This is a genomic window from Janthinobacterium svalbardense (assembly GCF_002327145.1).
GTDB lineage: Bacteria > Pseudomonadota > Gammaproteobacteria > Burkholderiales > Burkholderiaceae_D > Janthinobacterium > Janthinobacterium tructae.
Map to the genome: position 1 here is coordinate 41,679 of NZ_CP023422.1, position 14,745 is coordinate 56,423.

12 protein-coding genes are annotated in these 14,745 nt (G+C 61.3%); 8 read left to right on the top strand and 4 right to left on the bottom strand.

What is annotated here, in order from left to right:
- Window positions 1–82 precede the first annotated feature (82 nt).
- Window positions 83–925, top strand: a complete 843-nt coding sequence (locus CNX70_RS00190; RefSeq protein ID WP_244198983.1) for an AraC family transcriptional regulator — start codon at window positions 83–85, stop codon at window positions 923–925.
- A 47-nt stretch (window positions 926–972) separates the two neighbouring features.
- On the opposite strand, the gene folE is transcribed toward CNX70_RS00190, so the two are convergent.
- Both folE and nudC read right to left on the bottom strand, forming a co-directional pair.
- Entirely contained in the window at window positions 973–1,539 is a 567-nt protein-coding gene (folE, locus tag CNX70_RS00195; protein ID WP_035822985.1) for a GTP cyclohydrolase I FolE, read from the bottom strand.
- A 73-nt stretch (window positions 1,540–1,612) separates the two neighbouring features.
- The gene (gene nudC / locus CNX70_RS00200) at window positions 1,613–2,452 is read right to left on the bottom strand and encodes an NAD(+) diphosphatase (protein ID WP_096238204.1); all 840 of its coding nucleotides are present in this window, start codon (window positions 2,450–2,452) and stop codon (window positions 1,613–1,615) included.
- A gap of 293 nt (window positions 2,453–2,745) precedes the next feature.
- Here nudC and CNX70_RS00205 point away from each other — a divergent pair, with 293 nt between their 5' ends.
- From CNX70_RS00205 to CNX70_RS00225, 5 genes are all read left to right on the top strand, one after another.
- Window positions 2,746–5,076 (top strand): catecholate siderophore receptor Fiu, encoded by a 2,331-nt coding sequence (locus tag CNX70_RS00205; protein ID WP_096232508.1) that lies wholly within the window; start codon window positions 2,746–2,748, stop codon window positions 5,074–5,076.
- 374 nt (window positions 5,077–5,450) lie between these two features.
- Complete coding sequence (locus CNX70_RS00210) at window positions 5,451–6,764, top strand: dicarboxylate/amino acid:cation symporter (RefSeq protein ID WP_071075063.1); 1,314 nt, start codon at window positions 5,451–5,453, stop codon at window positions 6,762–6,764.
- A gap of 108 nt (window positions 6,765–6,872) precedes the next feature.
- Complete coding sequence (locus CNX70_RS00215) at window positions 6,873–7,865, top strand: porin (RefSeq protein WP_096232510.1); 993 nt, start codon at window positions 6,873–6,875, stop codon at window positions 7,863–7,865.
- A gap of 121 nt (window positions 7,866–7,986) precedes the next feature.
- Entirely contained in the window at window positions 7,987–9,894 is a 1,908-nt protein-coding gene (locus CNX70_RS00220) for a sensor histidine kinase (protein WP_096232512.1), read from the top strand.
- The gene (locus CNX70_RS00225; RefSeq protein WP_096232514.1) at window positions 9,887–11,230 is read left to right on the top strand and encodes a sigma-54-dependent transcriptional regulator; all 1,344 of its coding nucleotides are present in this window, start codon (window positions 9,887–9,889) and stop codon (window positions 11,228–11,230) included. Before CNX70_RS00220 ends, CNX70_RS00225 begins: the two co-directional genes overlap by 8 nt.
- Here CNX70_RS00225 and CNX70_RS00230 read toward each other — a convergent pair.
- Entirely contained in the window at window positions 11,223–11,969 is a 747-nt protein-coding gene (locus CNX70_RS00230) for a metallophosphoesterase family protein (RefSeq protein ID WP_096232516.1), read from the bottom strand. The genes CNX70_RS00225 and CNX70_RS00230 overlap by 8 nt on opposite strands.
- A 222-nt stretch (window positions 11,970–12,191) precedes the next feature.
- Here CNX70_RS00230 and CNX70_RS00235 point away from each other — a divergent pair, with 222 nt between their 5' ends.
- Window positions 12,192–13,040 carry a porin family protein gene (locus CNX70_RS00235; RefSeq protein ID WP_096232518.1) on the top strand — a complete coding sequence of 283 codons (849 nt, stop codon included), beginning with the start codon at window positions 12,192–12,194 and terminating at the stop codon, window positions 13,038–13,040.
- A 6-nt stretch (window positions 13,041–13,046) separates the two neighbouring features.
- Here the strand turns inward: CNX70_RS00235 and CNX70_RS00240 are convergent, their stop codons facing one another.
- Complete coding sequence (locus CNX70_RS00240) at window positions 13,047–13,556, bottom strand: GNAT family N-acetyltransferase (RefSeq protein ID WP_096232520.1); 510 nt, start codon at window positions 13,554–13,556, stop codon at window positions 13,047–13,049.
- 257 nt (window positions 13,557–13,813) lie between these two features.
- On the opposite strand from CNX70_RS00240, the gene CNX70_RS00245 reads away from it, so the two are divergent.
- Window positions 13,814–14,740: an ABC transporter ATP-binding protein gene (locus CNX70_RS00245; protein ID WP_071075057.1), complete on the top strand. Its 927-nt coding sequence runs from the start codon at window positions 13,814–13,816 to the stop codon at window positions 14,738–14,740.
- The last annotated feature ends 5 nt before the right edge of the window (window positions 14,741–14,745 follow it).

Below are 14,745 nucleotides of genomic sequence, written 5' to 3' on the forward strand. Positions count from 1 at the left end.
GCCCATACGATAGCGCTGGCGGCATCGCGCGTCATTGCATAAAATAGCCATAATATTGTTCAATCCAGCCAAGGCGCCGCGCATGCCCCATCCATTGCTGCCCAACATGCTCTCCACCCAGCTGGGCCTTGACGCTTCGGCCTCCCTCATGGATTTCGACGTCGATGGCGTGCTGCGTCCGCTGCTGGCCGTGGGCCTGGCCAGCGTGCGCGAGGACGCGGAACATGCGCCGCACCAGCACCGCAAGGGGCAGTTGCTGTATGCCACGCGGGGCGTCATACATTGCGAGGTGGAAAGCGGCGTATGGATCGTGCCGCCCCAGTGCGCCGTGTGGATACCAGGCGGCCTGATGCACGCCGCGCAGGGCGTGGGCGAGGCCGAATGTTATTGCCTGTTTGTCGAGTCGGCCATGGCACCGGCCTTGCCCGCCGTCTGCTGCACCGTGGCCGTCTCGCCCTTGCTGCGCGAACTGATCGCCAAGGCGGCCTGCTTTCCCACCCTGACCGCGCTGCACGGCGCGCAGGAACGCCTGGTGGCCACACTGCTCGATGAGTTGGCCTCGGCGCCGGTGGAAGACTTGCATTTGCCGATACCGCGCGATGCGCGCCTGCGCCGCCTGGCCGCCCTGCTGCTGGCGCAGCCAGCCGATAAAAGCACCCTGGCCGAATGGGCCAGGCGCATCGGCATGAGCGAGCGCAGCATGACCCGGCAGTCAATGGAGGAAATGGGCATGAGCGTGGGCCGCTGGCGCCGGCAATTGCACGTCATCCTGGCCTTGCAAGGGCTGGCGCAAGGGCACAGCGTGAAAGCCGTGGCGCTGGAACTGGGCTATGAAAACACCAGTGGTTTTGTCACCATGTTCCGCAAGGCGGTGGGCAAGCCACCAGCGCGCTATCTGGCGCAACGGCAATCCGCAAAAATATAAAAAAAGGCGGCATCAGCCGCCTTCGTCTTGCATCGTCTCGCAAATAATCAGACTTCGCGCGCCAGTGCCAAAAATTCCGTGCGCAGCGCCAGGTTTGGCTGCATCTCGCCCAGCATCGCCGAGGTGATGGTTTCTTCGCCCGGCGTGCGGATGCCGCGGCTTTCCATGCACAGGTGACGGCAGCGCACGACCACGCCCACCGATTTCGGTTCCAGCACTTCCATCAAGGCATTGGCGATCTGCATCGTCATGCGTTCCTGTACTTGCAGGCGCTTGGAGAAGCAATCGACCAGGCGCGTCAATTTCGACAGGCCAACGATCTTGCCGTTGGGCACATAACCGATGGTGGCCTTGCCAAAGAACGGCGCCAGATGGTGTTCGCAATGGCTGTAGACAGGGATGCCGCGCACGACGATCAGCTCGTTGTACTGTTCCGCGCCATCTTCAAAGGCTTTCAGCAAGTCCACCGGATCCTGTCCATAGCCGGACGTCCAGTGCTTCCACGCCTTGGCCACGCGTGCCGGCGTTTCCAGCAAGCCGGGACGCTGCGGGTCTTCGCCAAAGCTGCTGATCAGCCGGCGCCAGTCGTTTTCGGAGAATTCTTCTTGAGACATGCTACACCACCCTAAAATTTTCAATTGCCGCCAGTATATAGAAAATGCGGCAAGCTGCCGGGCAGCCCCCGCTTTACGACACTGCCGGCGGGCGGTGCGCTCTCACCAGCAGCGCGGAAATCGACACGCTGGAACTCGCTTCAGGCCAGGCATCGCCGGGGCCGAACCAGCGCGCCTCGGCGATCTCGTTCTCGTCGAGGCGGATCTCGCCATCGAGGTAATCGGCCGTAAACGCAATCATCAGCGAATGGGGAAACGGCCAGGACTGGCTCATGAAGTACTGCAAGTTATGCACGCGCAAGCCCACCTCTTCCATCACTTCTCGGTGCACGGCTTCCTCGATCGATTCGCCCGCTTCCAGGAAACCGGCCAGCGGACTGAAACGCTGCGATGGCGAATGCTTGTGCATGGCCAGCAGCACGGAATCGCCCTTGCGGATCAGCACCATCATGGCCGGCGAAATGCGCGGATATGCCAGCATGCCGCAGGCGGCGCACGTGAAACAGCGTTCGCCGCGCGTGCGCTGCATGGGCGTGGCGCACACGCCGCAATGGCGGTGCGTGCGCGCCCACTCGGCCAGTTGCACGGCGCGGCTGGCCAGGCCCAGGAAGTCATCATCGACGGCATGGAACAGCGAACGCATGCCGTGCCAGGCCAGGGGACTATCGGCGGGCAGCGGCTCCGCATCCGTCCAGACGGTCTGGCAATAGCGGCCCTGCCACAGGCCCACGGGCTGGGCGCGACTCAGATCGATATCGAGCGCGGCGGCCTCGGCGGCCGTGGGCAAGGTCAGCCCGGGCGTACGCAACAATAAACGCCCGCGGTGAAAGACAAACGTCAGCGTCTCGGTGGCGGCCGGGGCCGGTTCGGGTGGGTCGATCAGGGGGACAAAGGCATCGGGAGTCTGCAGCATGCTGAAAGTCATTTGTAAAGGTTGCTCATCATACTCCCGCTGCCGGACGCTTGCGCGCATAGCAGCGGCTAAGCTGCAAAGCAAGCATTCATGCGCCATGAGCGTATTTTTTTTGCGGCACGCCCAATCCGTTGCGTAAATGATACTGATAACGATTCTCATTTACGAAATAGCGCCCAGTTATTACAATACGGCCTATTCCGTCTCCATCGCCAGCCACTTGCCCGCGTGCCCAAGCACAGCGGCGCAGAGCCAGCCAGGAACCAACAACCTGAACTTATCGAGAGAGCAAGATGGCAATCAAGAGCCGCAAACACGCCCCAACCCGTTTCAACCAGCACATCGGCGCCGCCCTGGCCGTGATGCTGCTGCCCGTCGCCGCCCAAGCGGCCGACCCGGCCGGCCAGAGTGCCCCGGCATCGCAGCAAACCCTGAACGAAATCAAGGTCGTGGGCTCCAAGGAAAATGATTTCAAGGCTGAAAAAGCCTCGTCGCCGAAATACACGGAAGAGCTGGTCAATACGGCGCAAACCATCGTCGTGATCAAGAAAGAATTGATCGAGCAGCAAGGCGCGCTGACCCTGACGGACGCGCTGCGCAACACACCGGGCGTCGGCACCTTCTTCCTCGGCGAGAACGGCAACACGAACACGGGCGACGCCGTCTACATGCGTGGTTTCGATGCCTCGGGCAGCATCTATGTCGATGGCGTGCGCGACGTGGGCTCCATCTCGCGCGACGTCTTCAACATCGAACAGATCGACGTATTGAAGGGGCCGGCGGGCACGGACAGCGGCCGCGGTTCACCGACCGGCTCGATCAACCTGGTCAGCAAGACGGCGACCATGGAAAACAAATTCAATTCCCTGCTGACGGCCGGCAGCGGCAAGCAGAAACGCGCCACGGCCGACTGGAACCGCATCATCGACGCCGATTCCGGCACGGCCTTCCGTCTGAACCTGATGACGCAGGACAGCGGCAATCCGGCGCGCGACGAAGTCAAGAACAAGCGCTGGGCCTTCGCACCCACCGTCACCTTCGGCATCGGCAAACCGACACGCATCACGGCCAGCTACCTGCACGTGGATCAAAACAACGTGCCCGACGGCTTCGTGCCGACCATCGGCTTGCCCGGCTATTCGACACCCGACACCATCACGTCGACGAACAAGGTCATCCGCACCTTCCTGAACAGTGCCGCCAAGGTCGACCCGAAGAATTTCTACGGCTCCACTACGGACCACGACAAGGTCAAGGCCGACATGGGCACCTTGCGCATCGACCATGATTTCTCGCCGACCGTGCAATTCCAGAACACCACGCGCTACGGCAAGACCAAGCAGGATTACCTGCTGACGGCCTTCATGGGCAGCACTGCCAACCTGAAGACGCCGGTCGCCACCGATCCGTCGACCTGGACCCTGGCGCGCTCGCTGCGCACCGTGAAGGACCAGGAAAACACGATTCTGACCAACCAGACCGTGCTCAGCGCACAATTCGACACGGGCGTGCTGAAGCACTCGGTGGTGGCCGGCGCCGAGTTCACCAGCGAAAAACAGACCAACTACAGCTATGTGCCTGCCAGCCTGGGCACCCTGCCGGACGCCAATCTGTACCATCCAAATCCGCGCGATCCGGTTACCGGCTACCAGCCAGTGCGCAACGGCGCTTACAGCCAAGGCGAAGTCAACACGCAAAGCGCGTATGTCTTCGACACCATCAAGTTCGGCGACAAGTGGATCTTCAACGGCGGCGTGCGTTTCGACCATTTCAACACCACGTATGACGCCATCACCCTGCAAACGGCCGTGGCCCAAGGCCAGGTACAAAAGTTGCCGGTTGGTACGCCTATTCCTGCCCACATCACCTTGAACGACACCTTCGCCAACGGCAAGATCTCGGCCCTATACAAGCCGACGCCGGACAGCAGCGTGTATGCACTGTGGGCCACGTCGAAGGCACCACCGGGCACCAATTTCACGCTGAGCACCGGCGCCAGCAGCGCGCAAAATCCGATCTACGATCCGCAGGAAACCACCACCAAGGAAATCGGCACCAAGTGGGATTTCCTGAAACAAAAATTGTCGCTGTCGGCAGCTGTGTACCAGACAGAAGTGAAAAATGAAGTAGAGCAAGATCCCATCGACCTGATCTACTACCAGACCGGCAAGAAGCGCGTTCAGGGCATCGAGATCGGCATGGTGGGCGAAGTCATGCCTAACTGGCTGGTCAGCGCTGGCTATACGCGCATGAATACCAGTGTCAAATCAGGCAAGGTCGTCACCGCCAGCGGCGTCAACAACCTCAGCTACACGCCTAAACAGGCGTTTACGGGCTGGACCTCGTACACCCTGCCGTTTGGCCTGAAGATCGGCGGCGGCGCGCGTTATGTGGGTGAAATGCTGCGCGGCACCGATGGCGCAGTCGGCACGCCGGCCCGCGTGGATGCCTACTGGGTCTTTGACGCCATGGCGACCTATACCGTCAACAAGAACCTCGACTTGCAGTTGAACGCCTACAACCTGGCCGACAAGACCTATGTGGCGGCCATCAACAAGTCCGGCTTCCGCTACACGCCAGGTCAGCCCCGTTCGTTCAGCCTGACGGCCAATATCAAGTTCTAAACACGCAGCGCGCCATTCCAAGCCCCTCTTCGGAGGGGCTTTTTTATTGTCCTGATAATCTTGTCTTTTTTCCGCACCACCACCCTGCCGCGACTAGCGTATGAAAAGTCATACAGCGATCACCCGCCGCGTCCAATATTTCGCGCAAGCGTGCAAAATTGCGACATCTAAGCAACAAAAAAGCTTCCTTAAATCAACAACTTAAGAAGTTAGGTCGCAAATTCCCATTTCAGGCATATCCTTTGCTATGTACAGGTTTTGCTGCAAATAATCGCTGGCACGCAAAGGCTTGTTTTTGAGAAATACTGACTCCAAGCTTGAGTTGCTCGCTATCAATAATCCGCTCACAGCGGCGTTTCACCGGAGGAGTCAAAATGAAAAAGAAACGGCCATTAACCCTGTACATCCTGATTGCCATGATCCTCGGCATTGCCGTCGGCTATGGATGCAACACCGCCTTCCCTGATGCCAAGCTCAGCGCTCAGATCGCTGGCAATATTTCCATCGTCACCGACGTCTTCTTGCGCCTGATCAAAATGATCATTGCGCTGCTGGTATTTTCCACCCTGACAGTCGGTATCGCCCACATGGGCGACGGCAAGACGGCGGGCCGCATCGGCCTGAAAGCCATGTGCTGGTTCGTGGTTGCCTCGCTGGTCTCGCTGGCGCTGGGCATGGTGCTGTCGAACCTGATGCAGCTGGGTACCAACCTGGGCCTGCCATTGCCGGACGTACACGCGTCAACGAATTTGAAAACGGCCGCCTTCACCTTGAAAGATTTCTTCACGCACCTGGTGCCGAAGTCGCCGATCGAGGCCATGGCCAACAATGAAATCCTGCAAGTGCTGGTGTTCTCGATCTTCTTCGGCGGCGCACTGGCCGGCCTGGGCGAATCGGGCAAGACCCTGACGGCCGTCGTCGACCAGCTGGCACAAGTCATGCTGCGCATCACCGGCACCATCATGAACCTGGCCCCGCTGGCCGTGTTCGCTGCCATGGCCTCCGTCATCACCACCCACGGCCTGGGCGTGCTGATCACGTTTGCCAAGTTCATGGGCGGCTTCTACCTGGGCCTGCTGTGCCTGTGGGCCCTGCTGATCGGCGCCGGCTTTGTCGTCATCGGCCCGCGCATCTTCAAGCTCGTCGGCCTGATCCGCGAACCATTCCTGCTGGCATTCTCGACGGCCAGCTCGGAAGCGGCGTATCCAAAACTGCTGACGGCGCTCGACCAGTTCGGCGTGGACCGCAAGATTTCCAGTTTTGTGTTGCCAATGGGCTACTCCTTCAACCTCGACGGCTCGATGATGTACTGCACCTTTGCCGTGCTGTTCATTGCACAAGCCTACGGTATCGACCTGTCGATCGGCACGCAGATCACCATGCTGCTGCTGCTGATGCTGACCTCGAAAGGCATGGCCGGCGTGCCGCGCGCCTCGCTGGTGGTGATTGCCGCCACCCTGAACCAATTCAATATCCCGGAAGCGGGCTTGCTGCTGCTGATGGGTGTCGACCAATTCCTCGACATGGGCCGCTCAGCCACCAACGCGGTCGGCAATGCCGTCGCCACGGCCGTCGTCGCCAAGTGGGAAGGTGGCCTGGCCACCGAGGAAGAAGCCGCTGCGGCCAACGCCGCCAACCAGAACACGGAAAGCCATTGGGGCGAAGCTGACCACGCTAGCAAAGCCTGATAGCGCCATGGCCCGCCACAAGCGGGCCATTTATTTGTTGTCCATGTTGAGTAACAAGCAGTCAGGTAGTGCGATCAGTAGTCATTCCAACTTATTAGAGAGATTTTCATGAAAAAAGTCCTGTTTACCCTGCTGGCCCTCGGCGCAGCTTCCGGCGGCGCATTGGCTCAATCGAGCGTGACCATGTATGGCGTGGCTGACGCCGGCCTGGTGTTCGACAAGGATGCGGCCGGCGACCGCCTGAACCGCGTCGCTTCCGGCATCGCTTCCGGCTCGCGCATCGGCTTCAAGGGCAAGGAAGACCTGGGTGCTGGCCTGGCCGCCACCTTCGTGCTGGAAAGCGGTTTCAATATCGATACCGGTACCTCGGGCCAGGGCGGCCGGCTGTTCGGCCGCCAGGCGTATGTGGGCCTGACCGGCAGCGCCGGCGCCGTCACCTTGGGCCGCCAATACACGCCGTACTACCTGGCCCTGCGCGACGTGGCCGATCCGTTTGTCATCGGCCTGGCCGGCACGGCATCGAACATTATGGCGACGAATTATCGCATCGACAACATGGTGCAATACAGCACGCCGACCTGGAGCAAGCTGTCGGCCGACCTGGCGTATGGCTTTGGCGAAGTGGCCGGCGACAATGCGAAAAACCGCAGCATGGGCGGCGCCGTGCACTACATCGACGGTCCGCTGAACGTGACCCTGACCCATCACCGCCAGGAAAATCCGCTGGCGACCGCGCAAACGCGCAACACCCTGCTGGCCACGCGCTACGACTTTGGCGTGCTGCAAGGCAACTTCGGCTACGCCGACAACCGCGCCCTCGACAACAGCAAGAGCAACGACATCCTCGTCGGCTTCAGCGCCCCGTTCGGCGCCACCAAGCTGGTCGCGTCGTACATCCGCCACAACGACAAGAGCAATGCCAACCGTGACGCCCAGCAGTGGGCCATCGGCGCCTTCTATGCGCTGTCCAAGCGCAGCGACCTGTACACAGGTTACGGCCACATCAGCAACAAGAACGGCGCTACCTACAAGGTTGGCAATGCCACCGACGATGGCACCGGCACCAGCGGCTTTAATCTGGGCATGCGCCACACGTTCTAAGGACGTTGAGCTGTCCGTGACATAAAAGCGTGAGCCGCCGGATGCATATCCGGCGGCTTTTTCTTTTTACGCAATATTTAAATGCGATACTGTGGATTCTTGCAAGTTGGCAGCTGATTTTATGAATAGCAGTAACAAACCTTCCCTTTCCTGGCGCCAGCGCCTGGCGCAACGCTCGGGCCGCGAAACGCTGGCCTGGGGCGTGGTGCTGGCCGCCTGCCTGGCCACCGTCTGGCTCGTGTATTTCTGGACCGAACGCATCGCCATCGGCAAGCTGCAGGCGAGTGGCGCGCAGCGCCTCGAGGTGTATGTCAGCAGCCTGGAAAATGCGCTGGAAAAATACGACTTCCTGCCCAAGACGCTGGAGCTGAACCGCGACGTGATCCGTCTGCTGCAGCACCCGGAAGACCCGGTACTGGTCGATACGGTCAACCATTACCTGGAGCAGATGAATGCCCAGGCGAAATCGTCGACCATTTTCATCAGCAACCTCGACGGCAATACGCGGGCCGCCAGCAACTGGCAGCAGCCAGACAGCTTTATTGGCGACAATATCTCGTTCCGCCCGTACGCGCAGGACGCCCTGCGGGGCACGCCGGGGCGTTTTTATGGCGTCGGCACGACGCGGCTCGAGCCCGGCTACTTCTTTGCCCATGGCATCTACCAGAATGGCCACATGCTGGGCCTGGCAACGGTAAAGGTGAACCTGGAAACCCTGGAAAAACGCTGGGTGCAAGGCGCGGACAAGGTCATGCTGGCCGATGAGCATGGCGTGATCTTCCTCAGTTCCATGGCGGACTGGAAGTACAAGACCCTGGCGCCGCTGTCACCCGCCATCGTCGAAGAACTCAACCGCACGCGCCAGTATTACTCGAAGCAGCTGGAAGCCATTCCCTTCATCTCCGACCGCCAGTTGGGCAATGGCGCGCGCGTGATCAGCGTGCGCGAGCAGGAACACGCCGATACGCCACCGAAGATCAGCTCCAGCGTCATGACGCAGATCAAGCTCAAGTCGCCGCAAGGCTGGACTTTTATTTACCTGTCCGACCTGGCGCAGGCAAAAGCCAGCGCGCGCGCGGCGGCCGCCTTCTCTTGCGTGCTGCTGGGCTTTTTCATGCTGCTGTTCTTTTACCTGCGCCAGCGCCGCGCAGCCGTGGCGCAAAAATTGCGCGCCCGCGAAGAGCTGCAACATGCCTACGACAACCTGGAAGCCATGGTCGAGGAACGCACCTCGGAACTCAATGCCATGACGCAAAGCCTGAGCCAGGAAATCGAGGTACGCAGCAAGGCCGAGCAGAAACTCCACATCACGCAAAACGAACTGTTTCAGGCCGGCAAGATGGCCGTACTGGGGCAGATGTCGGCCAGCATCACGCATGAACTCAACCAGCCGCTGACGGCGCTGCGCACCATGTCCGACAATGCCGTCATCTTGCTGGAGCGGGGTCGGCTCGACGATGCGCGGCGCAACCTGGCAAAGATCTCGCAAATTGCGGCCAGGATGGGGACTATTACGGGGCAATTGAAGATTTTTGCGCGCAAATCGACCACCAGCCTGACCTCCGTCTCGATTCCCACGGCGATCAGCAATGCCCTGTTCCTGGTCGAGCGCCGCCTGCAGGTTGAAAATGTGCGTTTCACCCTGCAACTGCCGCCTGAAGACATCTTCGCCATGTGCGAAAGCAACCGCCTGGAGCAAGTGCTGGTGAACCTGTACGCGAACGCGCTCGACGCCATGAACGGCAGCGATGTGCGCAGCCTGCGCGTGTCCGTCGAATGCACGCCGGAGCACGTGCTGATCCATGTGGCCGACACGGGGCCCGGCTTGTCGACGGAAGTGTACGAACACCTGTTCGAACCGTTCTTCACAACAAAACCGCAAGGACTGGGCCTGGGACTGGGCCTGGCCATTTCCGAACAGATCACGCGCCAGTTCGGCGGCGTGCTGCGCGCCGAAAACGCCCCCGGCGGCGGCGCCATCTTCACCATCGAACTACAGATTGCAACGCAGGAGGAAAAACATGTTTGACGGCTTGAAGGTCTTGCTGGTCGAAGACGACCCCACCGTACGCGAAGGCAGCGAGCAGGCACTGCAGCTGGCCGGCCTGGACGTGCTGGCCTTCCACTCGGCCGAGCTGGCCTATAAACTGCTGACGCCGGATTTCCCCGGCATCGTGGTCAGCGACGTGCGCCTGCCGGGCATGAGCGGCCTGGAACTGCTGCAAGCGGTCAAGACGCTCGATGCCAACCTGCCCGTGATCCTCGTCACGGGCCACGGCGACATCACCATGGCCGTGCACGCCATGCGCACGGGCGCCTACGATTTCATCGAAAAGCCCTACTCATCAGAGCAACTGGTCGACGTCATCCTGCGTGCGCTGGAAACGCGGCGACTCACGCTGGAAGTGCACAGCCTGCGCCGCCAGCTCGAGGACGGCGGCGGCATCGAATCACGCCTGCTGGGAAATTCCGTGGCGATGCGCGACATACGGCGCTTGATCCTCGACGTAGCAGACGAACCGGCCGACGTACTGATCTATGGCGACACGGGCACGGGCAAGGAAATGGTGGCCCGCTGCCTGCACGACTTCAGCCACCGCCGCAAGCACAACTTCGTCGCCGTCAACTGCGGCGCGATTCCCGAAAGCATATTTGAAAGCGAAGTCTTCGGCCACGAACCGGGCGCATTCACGGGCGCGGCCAAACGGCAGGTGGGCAAGATCGAGCACGCGGATCACGGCACTTTTTTCCTCGACGAAATCGAAAGCCTGCCCCTGTCCCTGCAAGTAAAATTGCTGCGCGTGCTGCAGGAACGCTATATCGAACGCCTGGGCTCGAACGTGCCCACGCCCGTCGACGTGCGCGTCATCGCGGCGGCCAAGCTGGACCTGGAAGAACTGTCGCAGCAGCAGAAATTCCGCAGCGACCTGTACTACCGCCTGAATCTGATCGTGCTGCATTTGCCGCCGCTGCGCGAACGGCGCGAAGATATTCCCATCCTGTTCGAGCACTTCGTGCTGGCCGCCGCCGCCCGCTACAACCGCGCCGCGCCCGTGGTGTCGAGCGCACAGATGCGCAACCTGATGGCCCACTCCTGGCCCGGCAATGTGCGCGAACTGCGCAATATCGCCGACCGCTTCGTACTGGGCATCGCCGGTGGCGCCTCGAGCCTGCTGGCGGGCAATCAGGCCAGCCCCCTGTCGCTGGCGGAGCAGGTAAACGGCTTCGAACGCACGCTGATCGAACAGGAACTACGTGCATATTCCGGCAACGTCAGTGAAGTGAGCACGGTGCTGGGCTTGCCGAAACAGACCTTGTATCACAAGATGCAGAAGTACAACCTGGTGGCGGAAGAGTTCAGGTAAGCATGCCGACACGGCCCGTGCGCAAGGGCGTGACCCAGTCGGGCCGGCCGTTCGCCAGCGCCAGCCGCGCCGCCTTGTCCCAGTCATACTCCACCGCATGAAAGTGCGCCGTCCAGCTGCCGTCCATCCCCTGTTCGGCGATGGCGTAGCGCGCATGCGGCGTGCCGTTTTCCATCACGTGCGGATAGCCGTGGTCATCGTCGTAGGCCTGCAAGCCCACGCTGCCCGGGTTGACGATCAGCCGCCCATCGGCCAGGCGCACCTGGCGCGGCATGTGCGTGTGGCCGCACAGGATCAGGGCCGCGTCGGCCGCGCCCGCGCGTTCGGCCACCTCTTCCGGCGTGGCCGCACGGCTGCCCTGCGGCGTGACGCTGTCGAGAAAATACACGAGGTCGCTGGCGGGCGTGCCATGCACGAGCAGCACATCGTGACGCAAGCGCAAGGTGGCGGGCAGCGCATTGATCCACGCGAGTTGCTCGGGCAGCAGTTGCGCGCGCGCAAAAGCGTCGGACACGCCCATGCGCGCCGGGTTGCCCAGCAGTTGGCGCTCGTGGTTGCCGCGGATGGTGGGCAAGCCCAGCCCCATCAGGCGCACCGCCGTGGCGCGCGGCTGCAGATGGCCCGAGACGATGTCGCCCAGGTTGACAGTCACGTCCACGCCACGCCGGGCGATGTCGTCCAGCACGGCCTCCAGCGCCTCCAGGTTGCCGTGGATATCGGAAATAGCGGCGATTCTCATGTTTCCTCCTGTGCGCACCATTCTGCCCGCGTCCTGCGTTGCAGGCAATGCCGCTGTGAGTACCAGCTGTTACACACGGTAGGACAAATCCGACGGCCACTTGCGCCGTGCGGCTACGTAATTCAAAAGTAACAATTGCTACCATTTCCTCATTGCACTGTTGCCCAGCGTGGGCCGCCCAAGCATCGCGACAGTTTTCACTTTATTTTGAGGAGTTGCCCCATGTTTTCCATGTCCGTGTCTGCCCGCCTGTCCCCACCACGTCCGCACCACCTCGCCTTGCGCGGTGCCATGATGCTGGGTGTTCTGGGCATGGCCACGGCGGCCGCCACGGCGCGGGCCGAGCCATCGCCCACGCTGGACCGTGTCAGTATCTCGGTCGGGGCATTTTCCGCCGATCCGCGCATCAATATCGGCGCCGACACACAGTTTGGCCGCATCGACGCGCCCGAATCGAAGCAAAGCCACACGACCATCCCGCGCATCAAGGCGGATGTGCTGATCGGCGACCGCCACGGCCTGGCATTCGACTACTACCGCTACGACAAATCCTACACCCCAAGCCTGACGGGCGAGACCATCATCAATGGCCAGCCCGTCACGGGCACGGCCACGGCGAATGCGGATCTGAAGCTGGACCTGGCCAAGCTGGCCTATAAATGGTGGCTGGGCAGCGGCAACGACACCTTCGGCATCGGTCTGGGTGCCGCCTACTACCATGCCAGCCTGAACGGCACGGCCACCGGCGTCGTGAATGGCGAAACGGCCACGGCGCGCGACTCCATCGGCGAGCACGCGTTTGCGCCGCTGCTGGAAGTGGGCTGGCGCCACGCCTTCACGCCGGACTTGCGCATGTATGCGGAAGCGTCAGGCATCAAGAAAAACGGCGGACGCATCAACGGTCACATCTACGGCGGGAATGTCGGCGTGGAATGGTTTCCGTTCAAGAATATCGGTTTCGTGGCCGATTACGGCATTTCGAAAATCAAGCTGCACCGCGACAGCGAACGCAATGCCGACCTGAACATTCGCCTGACGGGACCGTCGGCGTATGTGAAAGTGCGCTTCTAAACGCGCTCAGGCCGCCGGTTTCAGCAAGGTCAGCTGGAACTGCGGCAAGGCTGCATCGTCGTACGCCTCGACCCTGGCAAACGGTAGACATGCAAACGCGTGACGCCAGAACGCGCAGGCAGCGGCATCGTCGCGAAACGTTGCCACCAGCCACGTCTGCGCGCTGTCCAGCAGCACCCTGCGCACCACTTCCAGCGCCACGCCCCGGCGCCGGTATTGCTTCAGAATGAAAAAGTCGCTGAACTCCTGCACCGCCAGCTCACCCGCCATGCCAGGCTCCGTGACGAAAAAGCCCGCCAGTTCGCCATCGACCTCGATCCAGCTGGCCGTGTGGCCGGCTGCATGCACATACGACGCCAGCCCCGCATCGCACACGTCGTAGCGGCCATCGGCCAGCAGCGCCTCGCCGCTCCAGGCGGAATTGTCATAACAGTACAGTTGAAACAGCCGCGCCAGTGCCTCCTCTTCGCCCGGGGCAATGGCGCGCAAGGTGATGATCTTGTGTATGGCATGCATGAAAAGCTTTCCTCCACGGTGGTGTCGATCCAGTGCGCGATCTTATCACCGTCACTCATCCCCGCCTGGGGCATTTCATGCCCGTCTTTCCGCCTCCGGTCGCAAAAAGATTACTTTTTTCCCAATTGCTTATATATTATTGTCTTTAAGTAACATCCGCCATCGCGGTTGACAGAAAACAGGGGCGACCCCCTTGCACAGACCGGCAGACAAGTATCTGCCGGCTTTTTAGACCCAAGCTCTGGAGAGTGCTGCACATGCTATCGATCAAACAGCTGAACAAAACGTATGCCAATGGCGTCAAGGCCATCAACGATGTCAGCCTGGAGATTCCCAACGGAATGTTCGGCTTGCTGGGACCGAATGGCGCAGGCAAGTCCTCGCTGATGCGGACCATTGCCACCTTGCAAGATCCCGACAGCGGCAGCATCCATTTCGATGGCCTCGATGTGCTCAAGGACAAGGCTGGCTTGCGCCGCCAACTCGGCTATTTGCCGCAGGATTTCGGCGTGTATCCGAAAGTGAGCGCGGAAACCTTGCTCAACCACTTTGCCGTCTTGAAAGGTTTGACGGAAAAGGGCCCACGCAAGGAAGCCGTGGAAGCCTTGCTGCAACAAACCAATCTGTGGGAAGCGCGCAAGCGCAACTTGGGCACGTATTCGGGCGGCATGCGCCAGCGCTTCGGCATCGCCCAGGCCCTGCTGGGCGCACCGCGCCTGGTGATCGTCGATGAACCCACTGCCGGTCTGGACCCGGACGAACGCAACCGCTTCCTGAACCTGCTGGCGAAGATCGGCGAGCAAGTGGTGGTGATTCTGTCGACGCACATCGTCGATGATGTGACGGACCTGTGCCCGCGCATGGCCATGATCGTCAAGGGACAGGTGCTGGTGCAGGGCGAGCCGCAGGCGGCCATCGATACCTTGCACGGCAAGGTCTGGCGCCGCAGTGTCACGACGGAAGAACTGGCGCAGTACCAGCAAACCTTGAACGTGCTGTCAACGCGCCTGGTGGGCGGCAAGCCGCAAATCAATGTGTATGCCGACAGCCAGCCCGACAGCGGCTTCGTGCAGATCGCCGCCGATCTGGAAGATGTGTATTTCCTGCATGTGCGCAACGCTGCCCGCCACGGCGCCGCTGCTCCCGCTGCCGCACCGGCCACCTCCGCCGCCGTGGCAGCGTAAGGGGC

Coding starts and splice junctions, on each gene's coding strand:
- CNX70_RS00230 (WP_096232516.1), bottom strand. CDS start 11,969: ATGAGAATCGCCGCTATTTCCGATATCCACGGCAACCTGGAGGCGCTG.
- CNX70_RS00210 (WP_071075063.1), top strand. CDS start 5,451: ATGAAAAAGAAACGGCCATTAACCCTGTACATCCTGATTGCCATGATC.
- nudC (WP_096238204.1), bottom strand. CDS start 2,452: ATGCTGCAGACTCCCGATGCCTTTGTCCCCCTGATCGACCCACCCGAA.
- CNX70_RS00190 (WP_244198983.1), top strand. CDS start 83: ATGCCCCATCCATTGCTGCCCAACATGCTCTCCACCCAGCTGGGCCTT.
- CNX70_RS00225 (WP_096232514.1), top strand. CDS start 9,887: ATGTTTGACGGCTTGAAGGTCTTGCTGGTCGAAGACGACCCCACCGTA.
- CNX70_RS00240 (WP_096232520.1), bottom strand. CDS start 13,556: ATGCATGCCATACACAAGATCATCACCTTGCGCGCCATTGCCCCGGGC.
- CNX70_RS00245 (WP_071075057.1), top strand. CDS start 13,814: ATGCTATCGATCAAACAGCTGAACAAAACGTATGCCAATGGCGTCAAG.
- folE (WP_035822985.1), bottom strand. CDS start 1,539: ATGTCTCAAGAAGAATTCTCCGAAAACGACTGGCGCCGGCTGATCAGC.
- CNX70_RS00220 (WP_096232512.1), top strand. CDS start 7,987: ATGAATAGCAGTAACAAACCTTCCCTTTCCTGGCGCCAGCGCCTGGCG.
- CNX70_RS00235 (WP_096232518.1), top strand. CDS start 12,192: ATGTTTTCCATGTCCGTGTCTGCCCGCCTGTCCCCACCACGTCCGCAC.
- CNX70_RS00205 (WP_096232508.1), top strand. CDS start 2,746: ATGGCAATCAAGAGCCGCAAACACGCCCCAACCCGTTTCAACCAGCAC.
- CNX70_RS00215 (WP_096232510.1), top strand. CDS start 6,873: ATGAAAAAAGTCCTGTTTACCCTGCTGGCCCTCGGCGCAGCTTCCGGC.